At 31.9% G+C, this 16,408-nt stretch carries 18 protein-coding genes, 5 tRNA genes and 1 pseudogene; 12 read left to right on the top strand and 12 right to left on the bottom strand.

All coding sequences use genetic code 11. The features are described 5' to 3' along the window. From AJ885_RS10955 to AJ885_RS03745, 4 genes and pseudogenes are all read right to left on the bottom strand, one after another. Nucleotides 1-105: pseudogene (locus AJ885_RS10955) on the bottom strand (autotransporter); the annotation flags it as partial. 206 nt (nucleotides 106-311) lie between these two features. Continuing rightward, nucleotides 312-1,088: a UDP-N-acetylmuramate dehydrogenase gene (locus tag AJ885_RS03735; protein WP_070209893.1), complete on the bottom strand. Its 777-nt coding sequence runs from the start codon at nucleotides 1,086-1,088 to the stop codon at nucleotides 312-314. Continuing rightward, nucleotides 1,085-1,354 (bottom strand): flagellar biosynthesis protein FliQ, encoded by a 270-nt coding sequence (gene fliQ, locus AJ885_RS03740; protein WP_002851290.1) that lies wholly within the window; start codon nucleotides 1,352-1,354, stop codon nucleotides 1,085-1,087. The genes AJ885_RS03735 and fliQ overlap by 4 nt, the downstream gene beginning before the upstream one ends. An 11-nt stretch (nucleotides 1,355-1,365) precedes the next feature. Continuing rightward, a complete protein-coding gene (locus AJ885_RS03745; RefSeq protein WP_070209894.1) occupies nucleotides 1,366-2,226 on the bottom strand; it encodes a menaquinone biosynthesis family protein in 861 nt (286 codons plus the stop codon). 105 nt (nucleotides 2,227-2,331) lie between these two features. Between AJ885_RS03745 and recA the strand changes: the two genes are divergently transcribed. From recA to AJ885_RS03805, 12 genes are all read left to right on the top strand, one after another. Next, a complete protein-coding gene (gene recA / locus AJ885_RS03750) occupies nucleotides 2,332-3,363 on the top strand; it encodes a recombinase RecA (protein ID WP_002862302.1) in 1,032 nt (343 codons plus the stop codon). Next, nucleotides 3,363-4,607, top strand: a complete 1,245-nt coding sequence (gene eno / locus AJ885_RS03755; RefSeq protein WP_044779909.1) for a phosphopyruvate hydratase — start codon at nucleotides 3,363-3,365, stop codon at nucleotides 4,605-4,607. The genes recA and eno overlap by 1 nt, the downstream gene beginning before the upstream one ends. A gap of 65 nt (nucleotides 4,608-4,672) precedes the next feature. Continuing rightward, nucleotides 4,673-4,876 (top strand): hypothetical protein, encoded by a 204-nt coding sequence (locus AJ885_RS03760; RefSeq protein ID WP_002839177.1) that lies wholly within the window; start codon nucleotides 4,673-4,675, stop codon nucleotides 4,874-4,876. After that, a complete protein-coding gene (cgpA, locus tag AJ885_RS03765; RefSeq protein ID WP_070209895.1) occupies nucleotides 4,866-5,528 on the top strand; it encodes a glycoprotein CgpA in 663 nt (220 codons plus the stop codon). Before AJ885_RS03760 ends, cgpA begins: the two co-directional genes overlap by 11 nt. After that, on the top strand, nucleotides 5,528-6,376 hold the full coding sequence (locus tag AJ885_RS03770; RefSeq protein WP_070280767.1) for a DNA ligase: 849 nt from the start codon (nucleotides 5,528-5,530) through the stop codon (nucleotides 6,374-6,376). Before cgpA ends, AJ885_RS03770 begins: the two co-directional genes overlap by 1 nt. Nucleotides 6,377-6,418: 42 nt before the next feature. After that, nucleotides 6,419-6,496, top strand: a tRNA-Pro gene (locus AJ885_RS03775). A 24-nt stretch (nucleotides 6,497-6,520) separates the two neighbouring features. Then, nucleotides 6,521-6,597 (top strand) — tRNA-His (locus AJ885_RS03780). Nucleotides 6,598-6,601: 4 nt separating this feature from the next. Continuing rightward, nucleotides 6,602-6,678: transfer RNA gene (locus tag AJ885_RS03785), tRNA-Arg, on the top strand. Between the two features lie 14 nt (nucleotides 6,679-6,692). Next, a tRNA-Arg gene (locus tag AJ885_RS03790) sits at nucleotides 6,693-6,769 on the top strand. Between the two features lie 5 nt (nucleotides 6,770-6,774). Next, a tRNA-Leu gene (locus tag AJ885_RS03795) sits at nucleotides 6,775-6,859 on the top strand. Nucleotides 6,860-7,033: 174 nt separating this feature from the next. After that, a complete protein-coding gene (locus AJ885_RS03800; RefSeq protein WP_070209896.1) occupies nucleotides 7,034-7,450 on the top strand; it encodes a hypothetical protein in 417 nt (138 codons plus the stop codon). Nucleotides 7,451-7,729: 279 nt separating this feature from the next. Beyond that, a complete protein-coding gene (locus AJ885_RS03805; RefSeq protein WP_070209897.1) occupies nucleotides 7,730-8,167 on the top strand; it encodes a DUF411 domain-containing protein in 438 nt (145 codons plus the stop codon). Nucleotides 8,168-8,176: 9 nt separating this feature from the next. Here AJ885_RS03805 and AJ885_RS03810 read toward each other — a convergent pair whose 3' ends face one another. The 8 genes from AJ885_RS03810 to AJ885_RS03845 all read right to left on the bottom strand — a co-directional run bounded on the left by AJ885_RS03810 (nucleotide 8,177) and on the right by AJ885_RS03845 (nucleotide 16,276). Further along, on the bottom strand, nucleotides 8,177-8,680 hold the full coding sequence (locus AJ885_RS03810; RefSeq protein WP_002867533.1) for a TlpA family protein disulfide reductase: 504 nt from the start codon (nucleotides 8,678-8,680) through the stop codon (nucleotides 8,177-8,179). After that, nucleotides 8,641-9,129 carry a TlpA family protein disulfide reductase gene (locus AJ885_RS03815; protein ID WP_002851267.1) on the bottom strand — a complete coding sequence of 163 codons (489 nt, stop codon included), beginning with the start codon at nucleotides 9,127-9,129 and terminating at the stop codon, nucleotides 8,641-8,643. Before AJ885_RS03815 ends, AJ885_RS03810 begins: the two co-directional genes overlap by 40 nt. Continuing rightward, on the bottom strand, nucleotides 9,126-9,779 hold the full coding sequence (locus AJ885_RS03820) for an ABC transporter ATP-binding protein (RefSeq protein WP_002860103.1): 654 nt from the start codon (nucleotides 9,777-9,779) through the stop codon (nucleotides 9,126-9,128). Before AJ885_RS03820 ends, AJ885_RS03815 begins: the two co-directional genes overlap by 4 nt. Then, nucleotides 9,776-10,894, bottom strand: a complete 1,119-nt coding sequence (locus AJ885_RS03825; RefSeq protein ID WP_002862294.1) for an ABC transporter permease — start codon at nucleotides 10,892-10,894, stop codon at nucleotides 9,776-9,778. Before AJ885_RS03825 ends, AJ885_RS03820 begins: the two co-directional genes overlap by 4 nt. Further along, on the bottom strand, nucleotides 10,884-12,173 hold the full coding sequence (locus AJ885_RS03830; RefSeq protein WP_044779903.1) for an ABC transporter permease: 1,290 nt from the start codon (nucleotides 12,171-12,173) through the stop codon (nucleotides 10,884-10,886). Before AJ885_RS03830 ends, AJ885_RS03825 begins: the two co-directional genes overlap by 11 nt. After that, entirely contained in the window at nucleotides 12,163-13,566 is a 1,404-nt protein-coding gene (locus AJ885_RS03835; RefSeq protein ID WP_044779902.1) for a Fe-S-containing protein, read from the bottom strand. Before AJ885_RS03835 ends, AJ885_RS03830 begins: the two co-directional genes overlap by 11 nt. A gap of 83 nt (nucleotides 13,567-13,649) precedes the next feature. Further along, on the bottom strand, nucleotides 13,650-14,189 hold the full coding sequence (locus tag AJ885_RS03840; protein ID WP_002778842.1) for an iron transporter: 540 nt from the start codon (nucleotides 14,187-14,189) through the stop codon (nucleotides 13,650-13,652). Beyond that, nucleotides 14,186-16,276 (bottom strand): FTR1 family protein, encoded by a 2,091-nt coding sequence (locus tag AJ885_RS03845; protein ID WP_044779901.1) that lies wholly within the window; start codon nucleotides 16,274-16,276, stop codon nucleotides 14,186-14,188. Before AJ885_RS03845 ends, AJ885_RS03840 begins: the two co-directional genes overlap by 4 nt. Nucleotides 16,277-16,408: the final 132 nt, after the last annotated feature.

Below are 16,408 nucleotides of genomic sequence, written 5' to 3' on the forward strand. Positions count from 1 at the left end.
TGCCAAAAAAGAAATAGTAGCTAAAGATAAAACTATTTTTTTAGAATTTAAACAGGGTTCTTTGCCCTCTCCTATAGGTATTTTAGTTAATGTGATATTTTTCATAAGATTTTCCTCCCTTTATAATTTGTTCTATATGTTATATTTTTTAAAAATAATATAAAATACAAAATAAAACGACAGAATATTAAAATAGTTATACTTAAAATATTATTAAATACTTATTATTATAAAACTATATGATTTGAATTTGTATTTTATTTAAAGTTAGATTAAGAGTAAATTTTTTAGACTTTTATTGTTTTGTGTGTTTAGATTATAATCACTTCATTTTCTAAGTTTGTGCCAAATTCTTCAAAGACTTTTTTTTTAGCCAATTCGATAAGAAAAAACGCATCTTCAAAGCTTGCATTTTTTTTATTAATTAAAAAATTTGCGTGTTTATCGCTTAACATAGCATCTCCTTTGCTAAATCCTTTAAGTCCTACAGCTTCGATTAAACGTCCTGCAAAGTCGTTTTTCGGATTTTTAAAGATAGAGCCAAAGCTTGCTCCACTAGGTTGGTTGCTTCTTGCATTTTTTAAAGCTTCATCTTTAAGGGTATCAAAGCCAAAGCTTAGTTTAAATTCAGCCCAAAAAAAATGCGTATTTAAAGGACAAAAACGATAATCAAAATTTATATTTGCTCTTAGAATTTCGCCTTGAGAAGTAGCAATTTTGATTAAATTTTGACTGATACACTCTCCTTTAAGTCCTGCATTCATTTTCAAAAGCCCACCAAGTGTGCCAGGAATTTTGCTTAAATACTCAAAACCCTTAAGATTATTTTCTTTGGCAAAGCGATACATTTTGCTTGATTTTGTTTTGCAGCCTATGCGAAGATGTATAAAATCTTTATTTTGATCTAAAATTTGTATAAAATCAAAACTATCTCCTAAAATTCCTATATTTTTAGCTTTAGGGCTGACTAAAAGGTTATTTGCGCCACCTATTAAAAAACCATCAAAATCACAAATTTGATCTAAAACTAAAACTTCAAATTCATTTCCTATACGCACAGAAGAGTATTTTTTAAAATCAATGATCATTTGATAAAAGTTGGAATTTGATTTAGTATGTTTTCGGTAAAGTCAATCATAGTTGTAGTCATCCAAGGCATTAAAAAGATTAAAATAACTACAACCAGGATGATTTTAGGAACAAAAGAAAGTGTCATTTCGTTAATCTGTGTAGTTGCTTGAAAAATACTGATTACAAGCCCTGCAATAAGCCCTGCTAAAAGCATAGGCAAGGAAAGTAAAAGTGTGATTTTAAAGGTTTGCACTCCAAGAGCAACCAAGGTACTTTCATCCATTTTTATCCTTTTTAAGAATTTCTAGCTTCTTCGTATTCGCTAGGGATAAGATAATCATTTACGTGTATGATTTTATCATAAAATTTATAATCATATCCTAGTTTAAAAAGCGTATCTACAGCTAAAAGTTGAGTTTGATTCATGCTAATGGAGTTTTTATTCGCATATAGATTAAGATAAGTATTCAGTTTTTCTTCATCAACACGGATAAGTTTTCTTTCTATAAGCATAGGGGTTAAAATTTTACGATTTGCATCGGCGATTTTTACAGCATTGGTTAAATCCTTTTCGATCTTAATCGCATCGCTTAAAGGCAAAGAGCGACGCAAAGCCATTCCACCTAAAGGCAAAGGTAAATTTTCTTTAGCAAATTCAAGCCATATATCCCAAAGTTCTGCTTCCACGCAAAGACTTTGATCAAATTCTAAAATGCTTTCATGGATCAAAACTCCTGCATCTACTTCACCACTTAAAATTGCATTTTCAATATCTAAAAAATTCTTATAAATGATTCTTGCTTCAGGGTATTTCATACGAAAAATCAAAGCATTGGTGGTATTTGCTCCACTCAAAGCGACTTTAAAATTTCTTTTTAAATGCGTGTCTTTTTTCTTGATGAGTTTTGGCCCATAACCTTCGCCAAAACTCACTGCTGTGCGTAAAAGCGCATACTCAGAAGCAATTAAAGGATAAAGCCCAAAAGAAATAGCCGTAGCATCAAATTCATTTTTCAAAGCAAATTCATTTAAAGTTTGTATATCTAAAGCTGTATTTTCATAAGCAAAATCATTCCCCATCCACCCAAATTTAATAGCCATATACATAAAAATATCATCAGCATCAGGAGAATGCGCAATAGTAATTTTTTTCATCTATACTTCCTTTAAATCTTTGCTTTAATTCTAGCAAAATAAACCATTATTTAATTTTATTTTGTTAGAATTCTAACTAAAAATTTAGAATTTTTAAGGAAAGTTATGGATGATAATAAAAGAAAATCTCTAGACGCTGCCCTAAAAAGTTTAGATAAAACCTTTGGAAAAGGCACTATCTTAAGACTAGGGGATAAAGAAGTTGAGCAAATCGATAGCATAGGCACAGGTTCAGTTGGACTTGATCTTGCTTTAGGTATAGGCGGTGTTCCAAAAGGAAGAATTATAGAAATTTATGGGCCTGAAAGTTCAGGTAAAACCACTCTAACTTTACACATTATCGCAGAATGCCAAAAAGCAGGTGGAGTTTGTGCTTTTATCGATGCAGAACATGCGCTTGATGTAAAATATGCTAAAAATTTAGGTGTAAATACAGATGATTTATATGTTTCTCAGCCTGATTTTGGAGAGCAAGCCTTAGAAATTGTAGAAACTATAGCAAGAAGTGGTGCAGTAGATCTTATCGTAGTAGATAGCGTTGCAGCACTTACCCCAAAAGCAGAAATTGAAGGCGATATGGGTGATCAACATGTAGGACTTCAAGCAAGACTTATGTCTCAAGCTCTAAGAAAACTTACAGGTATAGTTCATAAAATGAATACCACGGTAATTTTCATCAACCAAATTCGTATGAAAATCGGTGCTATGGGTTATGGTACTCCTGAAACCACAACAGGTGGAAATGCGTTAAAATTTTATGCTTCTGTGCGTTTAGATGTTAGAAAAGTAGCAACCTTAAAACAAAACGAAGAACCTATAGGAAACCGCGTTAAAGTAAAAGTAGTTAAAAATAAAGTTGCTCCTCCATTCAGACAAGCTGAATTTGATGTGATGTTTGGAGAGGGTTTAAGCCGTGAAGGTGAGTTGATTGATTACGGTGTAAAACTTGATATCGTAGATAAAAGTGGCGCGTGGTTCTCTTATAAAGATAAAAAACTTGGACAAGGTAGAGAAAACTCAAAAGCTTTCTTAAAAGAAAACCCTGAAATTGCAGATGAAATCACAAAAGCGATTCAAAATTCTATGGGAATAGAAGGTATGTTCAGCGGTAGCGAAGATGACGAAGGAGAAGAATAATGTTAGTAATTGAAGATGTTAGAGCCTATGAAGTTCTTGATAGCAGAGGAAATCCAACCGTAAAAGCTGAAGTTACGCTAAGCGATGGAAGTGTAGGTGCAGCCATAGTTCCAAGTGGTGCAAGTACAGGTTCAAAAGAAGCCTTAGAATTGCGTGATAATGATGAAAGATTTGGTGGAAAAGGCGTTTTAAAAGCTGTTGCAAATGTCAATGAAACCATTGCAGATGAAATTTTAGGGCTAGATGCTTTTAATCAAACTCAACTTGATGATACTTTGCGTGAGCTTGATGGAACAAATAATTACTCAAATTTAGGTGCAAATGCGACTTTAGGCGTATCTATGGCAACAGCTCGTGCAGCTGCGGCTGCTTTGGGAATGCCTTTGTATCGCTACTTAGGTGGTGCAAATGCAAGCATTTTGCCTGTACCAATGTGTAATATCATAAATGGCGGTGCTCATGCAAACAACAATGTAGATTTTCAAGAATTTATGATCATGCCTTTCGGTTTTACCAGCTTTAAAGAAGCTTTGCGTTCGGTTTGTGAAATTTATGCGATATTAAAAAAAGAACTCGCAAATTCTGGACATTCTACGGCTTTAGGTGATGAAGGCGGTTTTGCTCCAAATTTAGCTAACAACACAGAACCTATCGATCTTTTAATGACTTGTATCAAAAAAGCAGGTTATGAAAATCGTGTAAAAATCGCTCTTGATGTAGCAAGTACAGAATTTTTCAAAGATGGCAAATACAACATGGAAGGCAAGGCTTTTTCAAGCGAGGATTTGATCGAACGCTATGTAGAACTTTGTGCAAAATATCCAATTTGCAGTATCGAAGATGGTTTAGCTGAAAACGACTTTGAAGGTTGGATCAAGCTGACTGAAAAATTAGGCAATAAAATTCAACTTGTGGGTGATGATTTATTTGTAACCAATGAAGATATTTTAAGAGAAGGCATCATCAAAAAAATGGCAAATGCTGTACTTATCAAACCAAATCAAATCGGAACTATTACCCAAACTATGAGAACTGTGCGTTTAGCGCAAAGAAATAACTATAAATGCGTGATGAGTCATAGAAGTGGCGAAAGTGAAGATGCTTTTATAGCAGATTTTGCTGTAGCTTTAAATACAGGACAAATCAAAACAGGAGCCCTAGCAAGAGGCGAAAGAACTGCAAAATACAATCGCTTGCTTGAAATTGAACTTGAAAGCGATGAATACTTAGGAGAAAAGCTCTGAGCGATTTACTTAAAGAATACGACGAAAGCACAAGAAAAAAAAGTTTTTATACCCATGTTATAAAAATGATTTTTTGGGCTTTTCTTGTTGTAATTGGAGCGATTTATTTTGGCAATATGTTTTTTGGGCAGTATTCTTTAGACACTTTATTAAGCTTAGAAAATACCAAAGAAGAGCTTAATAAAAAGATTATTTTGCTCAAAGAACAAAATGCTAAAGCACAAAAAGATTATTTTGAATTAAAAGGATTATACCCAAATGAAAACTAGAATTTTGGCAATATTTTTTATTTTTACCTCTCTTTTATATGCTGATGAAAATCCTTTCAAGACAGATCAAAATATAACCTTGGTTGCTCCACCTGAATTTCAAAAAGAGGAAGTTAAATTTAATTCTAGTGCAAGAATTTTAAAAAGCATCACTTTTAATTATATCAATTTAGACGGAAGTGAAGATAAGATCGATTTAGATATCAATAAAAGTATTGATTGGCACGATACTTATACTATATCAAGATTTAAAAGCCCTGATCCTTCAAAAGTACTTGATGTTTCAGTTACTATACCTGAAAAAAATAGCTCTAAACAAGAATCAAACTCAACAGCCAATGTTGAAATACCTTTACAGGTTGCAAAGATTTATGATTTTATTTCTTACGCGGTTTATAAAAACAAAATAAAACTTAACACTAGTGATGAAATGATCGCAGATTTTTCAGTAGGAAATCCGAGCAAAATCGTTATAGATTTTAGGTCTAATTTGATTAGCCCTACAAAAAACATACGCCTTAGCAATTCTATTTTTAAACGCATAGGCTTTGGATCTCATAAAGGATATTATCGACTTGTAATATATCTTGATGGAACTTATAATTATAATATTCAAAAAGATGCAACTGGATATATGATTAATCTGCTTTGATGAGATTTATTTTTTTAATATGTTGCGCTTGTCTAGTTTTTGCTAATGAAATTTTACTTCTTAGCAAATTCGATAAGCAAGATTTTAACTCTAAAGATTTTAATGCTTATTTGATGAGCGAAAAACTTGATGGAGTGCGTGGAATTTGGGATGGGAAATATCTAAAAACTCGCCAAAATTACCAAATAAAAACTCCTGACTTTTTTACAAAAAATTTCCCTCCTTTTGCTATTGATGGTGAGCTTTGGATAGCAAGAAATAAATTTGATGAAATTTCAGCTTTAATTCGTAGTGGAGATAGCAATTTGACCTTATGGAAGGAAGTAACTTATAATATTTTTGATGTACCAAATGCTTGTGAAGAATTTCAAATTTCTACTTGCACTCTTAAAAATCGTTTGGCTGTTTTAGAAGAGTATTTGCAAAAATATCCTAGTGTCTATATAAAAATTATTCCTCAAATTCCAGTTGAAAATCAAAATAATTTAAATCAATTTTACGAAAGCATTATAAAAAATCAAGGTGAAGGTATTGTCATACGCAAAAATTTAAGTCCTTATGAAAAAGGCAGAAGTAAAAATGCTATGAAATTAAAACCCTATGATGATGCAGAATGTGAGTTGGTAGGATTTCGCAAGGGTAAGGGTAAATTTGAAAATCAAGTAGGTGCCTTACTTTGTAAAATGCCTAATGGACAAATCATTAAAATAGGCAGTGGTTTAAAAGATGAAGATAGAAAAAATCCTCCAAAAATTGGTAGTATTGTGACTTATAAATTTAATGGATTGACCAAAAATTCCTTACCTCGCTTTCCGGTTTTTTTAAGAATAAGAGATGAAAATCCTTGACTTTAAAATTATTTTGTGATAAAATATTTCCTTTTATTTATTCGGGGTGTAGCGCAGTCTGGTTAGCGCACTTGGTTTGGGACCAAGGGGCCGAAGGTTCGAATCCTTTCACCCCGACCATTTTTTATAAATTTATACAAAATGGTGAGTGTAGCTCAGTCGGTTAGAGCATCAGATTGTGGTCCTGAGGGTCGTGGGTTCAATTCCCATCACTCACCCCACTAAGCGCTCGTAGCTCAACTGGATAGAGCGACAGACTTCGGATCTGTAGGTTATGGGTTCAATTCCTATCGAGCGCACCACCAAGATTTTATATGCGTTCATAGCTCAGCTGGATAGAGCAACGGCCTTCTAAGCCGTAGGTCAGAGGTTCGAATCCTCTTGGGCGTACCACTTTAGCGGATGTGGTGAAATTGGCAGACACGCCAGACTTAGGATCTGGTGCAGCAATGCGTGAAGGTTCAAGTCCTTTCATCCGCACCACTTACTTTTATCATTTTCAAACAAGAGTTGATTTCTCATAAATTTTTATTTCATTTTAAAATTTCTTATGATTGTTAGATAAAATGTAAATTTAATTTAGATAAATTTAAAAATTATCTTGCAAAAGATTTGAAAAATAATTAAAATATACAAAATTCAATTCAAGGAGATAAAATGAAAAAATTAGGTTTAGCTTTAGCAGCTTTAGTTGCTTTAAATGTGTCAGCATTTGCAGATTTGATAGTTATCAATAAAAAAGATTTAGTTCCAGTTTCAGCAAGCGAAATGCAAAACAAATATTTCCAAGAGAGCATCAAACCAATTATAGATCAGCCACTTTTTAAAAAGGCAACTTTTTATGAAGCAGATATTGTTGCAAAAGTTGATCCAAGAACTTATAATTCAACTCAAGCTATAATACAAAAAATATATTCAGATAAAAGCAATTATGTTTATTATAAACAAGTTCTTATATTAACTAGTGATGGTAAAAGAGCTAAGCTCTCTACTCTTTCTTGCGAAATTGCAAGTTTTGATAAGAAGGGGTATTTATGTGGAGGAACAAGCGATCATAATTATTCTATTAAGTAAATATTGCAAATAAAAATCCGCCTTGAGTTTTTACTCTTGGTGGAAATCAACCTAAAGACTTAACTATAAAAACATAGTTAGTATAAAGTATATCTAAATTTTAAGCTTTTTAAGTTAAAAATTTCTAGTTTTTTATATCTTTGCTGTAAAGATAAAATCAGCACTCATTAAAAATCTTTTCTTGATTAAATTTTTGTAAATTCATTTTTAGTGTTAAAAATGTGATGGTATTAACTTTATAAAAGTATTATTATATATTTTTTACTTAGGATAGCAATTATGAAAAAAACAATTTTAATCATTCTTTTTTTACTCACTCTTACACAGGCTAAGGAAATACAAGTTTATGAAAGTCCTACTTGTGGCTGTTGCGATTTTTGGGCTGATTATATGAAAGCTAAGGGTTATGAGGTTAGTGTTCATAAAACCAATGATTTTCTTAAAATCAAAGAAAAAATGGGTATAAAAGATGAGTATCAAAGTTGCCATACGGGTGTGATCGAAGGCTATGCTATTGAAGGGCATGTTCCTGAAAGTGCTGTAAGCTGGTTGCTTGAAAACAAACCTAAAGATGTTATAGGAATTTCAGCTCCTGGCATGCCGCAAGGAAGCCCAGGAATGGAACAAGGTTATAGTGAAAAATATCCTGTAATTTTGATGAAAAAAGATGGAAGCTATGAGCTTTATGGATATTTTATAGGAGATAAAAAGCTTTAAAGTAAATTTTTAGCTTTTTACTTTTTTGATTTCTTTTTCAAGTATGCTATAAGGAGTTAAGCCTATGAATTTTTCATCCATTTTCCCTTCTTTGAAAAAACTAAGTACAGGTACTCCATATATTTCCCCAATGGCACTTGAAAGGTATTTAGCTGCTCTTTTTTCATAAAACATTGCTAAATTAGATAAACCTTTTTCATCAGCCCAAGCTTTTGCATCATTTGCATCATTTGCATCGCCTAAAACCACAAAGATATTAAAATCATAATTTTTAGCCAAATTCTGTAAAATAGGAATTTGTTCTTTACAAACTCCACAATCTTTTGTGAAAAATATTAAGGCAAAATTTTGTGCTTTATCATTTAGTTTTAGGCTTTTTTCAAAACCATTGTAGGCAAAATTATAGGTTTTATCACTATTTAAAGCTTTAAAATTTTCTCCACTATCACAAGCTACAAAAAATAAAGCTATGATTAAAGCAAAGAAATAAGCTTGGATTCGAAAAATTCCCATGGTTTTTCTCCTAAAATTCTATCTTTTATCATCCCATCTTTAATGATGATGGTAGTAGGGGTTGCAAACACAGCATAACGATCATTGGTGATTTTAAGATCGTCTTTTAAAACTTTTACATTTTTAAAGTCAAATTGTTCGGCTAAAACTTTAACCACATTGGCATTATCGATGGAATTTATAGCATAAACACTGATTTTATTGGGATGATTTTGTATGAATTCATCCAAAGAAGGGAGTTCTTTTAAACAAGAAGGGCAGCCATTTTGAAAAAAGACTAAGACTTTTAAACTTGTATTATCATCAGCAAGTTTTACAGCTTTTCCTAAAGTATCTTTAGCTGAAATTTCAGCACTTTTTTCTCCAACTTTTCCAGTATCTTTTGAATTTTCAAAAGAACAAGCATTGAGCAAAAACAAAATGCTTAAGATTAAAAGGCTTTTTTTCATTTTAACACCCCATGTTGTAAGATAAGGGTTCGATCTGCGAATTTAGCCAAATCAGGATTGTGTGTGATTAAAACTATGGTTTTGCCTTCATTTTTTAATTTTTGCAAGGTTTGAAGAACGATTTGTTCATTAGCTTCATCTAAATTTCCTGTGGGTTCATCTGCGAGTAAAAGCTCTGGGTTGTTGATCAAAGCTCTTGCTATACAAACTCTTTGTTGTTCCCCGCCACTTAATTGGCTAGGTAAATGAGTGAGTCTATGTGAAAGTCCTACTTTTTCAAGAACCATTTTGGCATCTTCTTCATCTACGCTTGAGTGATAATACTGAGAGAGCATAACATTTTCTAAGGCATTAAGATAGGGGATAAGATGAAATTGTTGAAAGACAAGTCCTATTTTTTCACGACGCAAGGTGATTTTTTGCTCTTCATCCATTTGCTCTAGGTTTTCATTGTCTAAGATATACTCCCCAGAGCTTGGAGTATCCATGAGTGATAGTATGTTTAAAAGTGTTGATTTTCCACTTCCTGATGGACCCATGATAGCAAGCCATTCTCCTTCATAGACGCTTAAGTTGATATTGTTTAAGGCTTTAACTTTGCCAAATTCTTTATTTAAGTTGTTTATTTTAATAAGTTCTTTTTTCATCATTCACCTTTCAAATTTTCACACACATTGATTTTTAATGCTCTTTTTATAGGAAAAAATGCAGCCAAAAAGGCAAAAATCAAAGAAATGATTAAGGCTATAAAAACAGCTATAAATCTAAAATCAATACTAGAATTAAAAATCAAATAACCAAAGACATTGGCTAAAAATATCCCACAAAAAGCTCCGATTAAACTAGCAAAAAAACTTACTATAAAGCATTCACTAGCAAAAAGTTTAAAAATTTCACTTTTTTTTGCACCCAAGGCTAAACGCAGTGCGATTTCTTTTTTGCGAGAAAATATAATAGAACTTAAGGTCGTATTAACGCTAGTAGTGACTATGATCAATACTACAAGTATGATTAAAAACATTAAAGCTTTGATTTTTCCAAGTACTAAACCTTCGCTTAAGGATACTGAAGATATAGGTTTTGCATCGATGAATTCATTGTTGATTGCTTGTGTTTTGGCTTTAACTTCATCAAAATTTCCATAAACTACAGCATTAGCATAGTTAATACCGGCTCTATCGCTTAAATTTTGCACCACGCTTAAAGGGGCTAAAACAATGCTATCAAATTCATCATTGCTTGAAAGTATGCCTTTTATGGTAAGTTTTATGCTTTTTCCGTTGTTTGGATTGTAAATTTGAAGTTCATTGCCTGTTTTTAGGCCTAGTTGCTTGGCTAAATTAACCCCTAAAAAGGCTGAATTTTCATCAAAATCATTTAGAGAAAAGCTTCCTTCTTTAACTTCTAAAAAAGGTTTAGTGATTTTTAAAGCCCTAAAATCAGTGCCTAAAACCACTCCGCTTGTACTACCTAAATTTAAAAAATCATACAAAAAAGGAGTTAAAGCTCTAGCCTTTAAATTTTCTTTTATTTTTTCATACTCAGCATTGGAGATAAAATTTTCATCCTGCTTCGGGCTTATCATTACATTTGCTCCATAGGCTTTTAATTCTTTAGAAAGTTTGGTGTCAATATCAAAATAAATATTTAAAAAAGCTGAGCAAGTAAGTGCTCCTATAAAAACACTTAAAACTATTATAAAAAGTCTTTGATAAGAAAAGCTAATGCTTTTAAAAAGCTCATTAAGGAAAAACTTATCTACCATAAAGCACTCCTGCAGCTGAAAGTTGTGTGATATTTTTGATAGGAAGCAAGCAACCTAGCAAGGCAATAAGTCCTGCAAAAATAAAGCTTAAAGGTAAAGCTACAAAGGCTATATCAATAAAATATCCAAAAATGCTAAGGCTGATGATTTGAGAAAGTGCTGTGCCAAAAATAAAGCCAAATAAAGCAGCAAATAAAGCTACGATTAAATTTTCACTAGCAAAGATGAGATAAATTTGAAAAGTATTAGCACCAAGTACTTTTAAAAGTCCTATTTCTTTTTTTCTACGATGAATTTCAGAACTCATCAGACTTGAAATCGCAATACTTGCAACAATAAGACAAATAATACAAGTAATGCCCATTAAGGATTGGATCTTTTTAACCACCAAGCTTTGAGCATCGCTTATAGCATTTAGAGCTTTTGCATCAGCACCTGGTAAGCCATCACTAATTTGACTAGCGATTGAGCCTACATAAGCTGAGCAATACCATTTGTCATATTCTAACTGATCTAATTTTTCTTCGCCCATGCGACGCACTTTTTCAGAAAGGGCTGATTCAGGTATGGTAAAAGCTCTTACTTCTGCACTTGAGTAAAGCCCTTGTTTGTTGAGTAAATCTTGAGCTAAATTTAAAGGAGCGATGATTTTATTTGACATTTTAGGATTGGCATGAAGTAAAATGCCTACGATTTTTGCTTCTTTGCTTTGATTGTTTTCTCCTATGAGTTTGATAGTATCTCCTAATTTTAGTTTATTGTTTTTAGCAAAGTCTTCGCCTAGCATGATTTCATTGCTATCATCTTTTGCCCATTCCCCTTGGACTGCTAAATAAGGATAAAGACTTTTTATACCTGTGATAAAATCATCATCATCTTTAATTTTTATGGCTTTTTGAAAATAAGTGCCATAAATAAGTGCTTTTTGCTGGGAGTTTTCAATTGCGATTTTACCTTCTAAAAAAGGAGCAAGTGCGGTGATGTTGTTACGCCAATAAATGTCTTTAATCATATATAAATTTTTTTCTTCTAGGTAGTTTTTGTTTTTTAAGGGTTCATAAAGTTCATTACCTATTTCTATACTAAGACTTGAGCCTTTGGGTAAAACAAGGATATTAGAGCCATAGCTTTTGAGTTGTTTAGTTACTTCATCGCCTATACTTAGGGTAATATTTAGCATAGTAGAGAGCAAAAGCGTGGCTAAAAAACAAGTAAGAAAGGCTAAAAATTTTTGAATTTTGTTTTTAAATATAGAGTTAAAAATCATTTTAGCCAACATCGTTTCTCCTTTGGATTAAAAATTTCGCTTCATTTTCTTCTACATATTTTGTAGGATCTTTTTTAAATTCTTCATAGTTGTTTTGATTTGAAAAATAATAAGTAATCCCTTTATAACTATAAGAAAAAGGAGCTTGGGTGTTTATAACCTTTGTTTTTGATACAGGATCTTGCACTTCAATTTCTTTGATTTGACTAAAATAATTAGATCCTGCTATTACATCTTTAACATCTATGGTGATTTTTTTACCATCGTATTCGTATTTGAGTGGGATAGGATTGCAACCCCCGCTTTTGCCTACACTAGGCAAGAAAATACGCACATTGCAAGAAATGCAAATGAGTTGTCCATCTTTTTTGATATAGCCCATATCTCCACAAATCATACAAGCATCAAAAACAGCTACAGGAGAATCCTTATCTTCTCTTTTGTTGATAAGAAAAAACCTTATCACTTTGCCTTCAGCACTGATATAAGCAAAGCGGTGGAGTTTGTTATCCCTTAAAAGAGCTATATCAAAGATAAATTTGCCATTCTTATCGGGTAAAATTTCTTTAGGCTCATCTATGGTTAAAGGCTTAGAGCTTACCATAAAAAAGTATAAAACAATGCAAAAACTTATAACACAGGAGATAAAAACACTGGAAAAATAGCGATTAATAAGACTTGTTTTAGCTTCATTTTTGCGATAATTTATATCTAAAATTTGTTTTTTGCTTATATTTTTTTTGCGAATTTTTAAGCTTAAGAATGCTAAAAAAGTGATGAAAATTAAATAAACATAAATTCCAAAAACACCAAAATAATTACTTTTTCCTACAAAACTCACCAAAAAAGCATGAGTTTCTATGATGGAATTTCGCATTAAAGTAAGCAAGATATTGGCTAGAGCTTTATCGCTTTCTATAAGGATAAGCAGTAAAAACAGCATAAAGCTTGTTTTTTGATTAAAATTTTTTTGCCATTTTAAAAAGAAGAAAATCAAAATACAAACAAGCAAGGCTAAAGCAATAAAACCTAAAGAACTTATACCTTCGCTATCGATTAAAGAGCTAGTAAAAATAGGGAAATCTTGACTTAAAAAATAATAATGCAAAGCGGTGCAAAAACTTAAAATTCCTAATAAAATAAAATTTAAAATTTCAATTTTTTTCCAAAAATAAAATATAAAGCTTACTAGCAATAAACCTATAAAAACAAAATCAAAATTAAAGATTAAATTTTCGGTTTTTAAAAATTGTGCCGCGATAAAAAAAGCAAAATATCCAAATAAAAAGCCCAAAAAAACTGCTAAAAAACTTTTAAAAATATATTTTTTATCAGGAGTGATAAAGGCTATTAAAATACTTAGTGGCAAAACACTGATAAGAAAATGCACAAAATATATACTCATAATTTACTCTTTAAACATTGTTATTTTAATTTTTTCAAATAAAAATAAAAATATTTAAACACTCGGAAAATCCGAGCGTAAAATTATTTTGGCGTGCCTGTGTATTTGAATTTATAATCTACTTTAAAAGGCTCAAACCACTTGCCCACGCCTGTTTCTTCATCAACATGGCGTCCAAAACCTTGTTTTTCTGGATTTGAGATATAAAAAGTAAGTTCATAATTTCCTACGCCAAAGCCACCTTTTTTATCTTTTTCCATAGCAATATTTGCACCATAGTGAGGACCATCATCAGCCACCATAGGCATCAAAGTTCCACGTTTAATTGCACCTGTGTCGGTATTTTTAAGTTCATAAGCTATAGTTAAATAAGGCATCCAAAAACCTTCTGGAAAACCATTTGGATTGTTTTTAAGTGCGTGAATGTCAGCTTCTAGGTGAATATCTGCTAAAGATGCAGCTAAATCAATACCTCTTGGCTCCATTTCAATAGGTTGTAAATAAACAGCGGCTATTTCCATGCCATTAAGTTCTTTTGGATCGCCGATCGGCACTTCGCCTGCAAATAAATTTGTACTAATAACCGCAGCTGCAGCAACTACTGATAAAACTTTTTTTATCATGATTCTACTCCTTTTTTTGAAATTTGTTTTGTTATTAAAATGCCAATAATTAGCATGATCAAAACTATAAATTGAGGGATTAAGGTTTCATAGTAAGGATAAATTCCAAGCCATAAAATCGGTTCAAAATTCATAGGTATAAGACTAGGAATGATGACTTTTCCTTCTATGAGTTCAGCTATGCCTTTGCCTGTAAAAACAAAAACCATGTAAAAAATAATGTAAGAAGTGATATAGAAAAATTGTTTTACAGGTATGCGAATGGCTCCTGCTTTTAAAAGAAAATATAAAACAATAAGTATTAAAATTCCAAGTCCAAGCCCACCAAAAACAGCACTAAAATCAGTGCTTGTTTTAGCATCAAAAAGCAAGGCTTGATAAAAAAGCACAGTTTCTGCACCTTCTCTATAAACAGCTAAAAATACGGTGATCCAAAGGGTTTTTGCACTATTGTTTGATATAGCATCTATAGCACCTTGTTTGATAAAGCTTGTCCATTTTTTATTTTGTGCGTTTGAAAGTAGCCAAAAGCCCACATAAAAGAGTAGTAATACGGCTATAAGCATGGTAATACCCTCTATAAGCTCTCTACTTTGTCCTGCATTTTCTTTGAATAGCCAAGAAACTCCAAAAGCGGTAATAAAACTTAAAATCACTCCTGTAAAAAGAGCACTATAGGCGATATTTAGACGATTTTTGTTGCCACTTTGCACAAGATAAGAAACAATGGCTACAACGATAATCAAAGCTTCCAAGCCTTCACGCAAAATAATGCCTAAAGCCCATATAAACAACGAATAAGGGGTGGAATCTTGAATTTTATCTACACTGTTTGCTATGAGTTGTTCTAAGTCATTAAAAGTAGCTTCAAGCTCTTTTTTATCTGCACTTGCTTTAATCAGTGCTACGCCTTTGGAAAATAAACTTTCTATTTTAAGTTTTAAGCCGCTATCTACAGCACCGATTTTATTTTCCATACCGCTTGCTTCAAAAGTATCTAGATAAATTCCTTGCAAATCATCTACTATAGAAGCGCTAAAGCCATCATAATTTTTCAAAATTCCATCTAAGGCAAGTTTGATATCATTAGAAACTTTGGCATAATCTTTGCCTTTTGTTTCATCATTAAAGCCTGAAATTTGCAAACTTGAAAGTTCTGAATTTGGAATTTGTAAGAAAACATCAAAAATTTGTTCTTCTATGTTATCTAAGCCATTTCTTAAGTCTTTTTCATCTATTTTTGCATCGTTGATTTGGCGTATAAGGGTGCGTATGGCTTGTTGAATTTTTTGATCGTTTCCTGCTTTGGTAAATTTATTTACTAAAATTTCTACTTTGGTATTGCGATAATCACTAAATAAGGCATCATTTAAAAAATCTTTACTAGCTTGGTAGTTTTTTTCTTTAAAAGCATTAGCTGCCTGTGAAAATTTGGTAGAGATATTATCTAGTATAAATTGCAATCTTGCGTCCATTGCAGCAGCAGCTTGTAAATCAGCGCTTGCATTATCATCTGTAAGTTTGCTCGCATCGTTGTTTGTAGGTGTAGGAACTTGGGTGGTTAAAGAGCTTTGTGCTAAATCTTTTTTATCCACGCCCATCATTTGTGCGATTAAAGCTTCTGCATCAGCTTCGCGTTTGGCATTGGCTTCTAGGCTTGATTTTTCAGCTTTAGCCTTATCATAGTTTGTATCGCTTGCTTCTGCTTTTAAACGATATCCATTTTGTAAGATTGGGGCTACTTCATCAAGATCATAATAAAGACTATCAATTAAAGCATTAATTTGTGTTAAAGGAGCTTCATCTTTATACATGCGACGCAAATTTACAAATTTACGCTCCATGGTGATGGCTTTTCTTCCTATGTTTCTTCCTATAGGGCCTTCCATATTTTCAAAATGTTGAAAATACGCATCTTCGCTAAGCTTTTTAGCACCTAGATTATCACCCTTTTTGTAAGTTTCTATGCTTTGTTTTAGCATATCTTTGATAAGATTTGCTTCATTAATATAATCATCTACTCTAGCAAAAGCTGAGCTTGATAAAAAAATACTTATAATTAAAAATATAATTTTAAAAATTTTCATTATCATTACCCTTGGTTTTTGATAAAAATAATATTTATTATCAAAATAAATAATGGCTAGTATAATATTAAAAATCTTAAATAGAACTAAAAAATAAGCTTTTGTATCGATAATATTTTTTATTAATTATAT

The sequence above is a fragment of the Campylobacter sp. BCW_6464 genome, assembly GCF_001762775.1.
Taxonomy (GTDB): Bacteria; Campylobacterota; Campylobacteria; order Campylobacterales; family Campylobacteraceae; genus Campylobacter_D; species Campylobacter_D jejuni.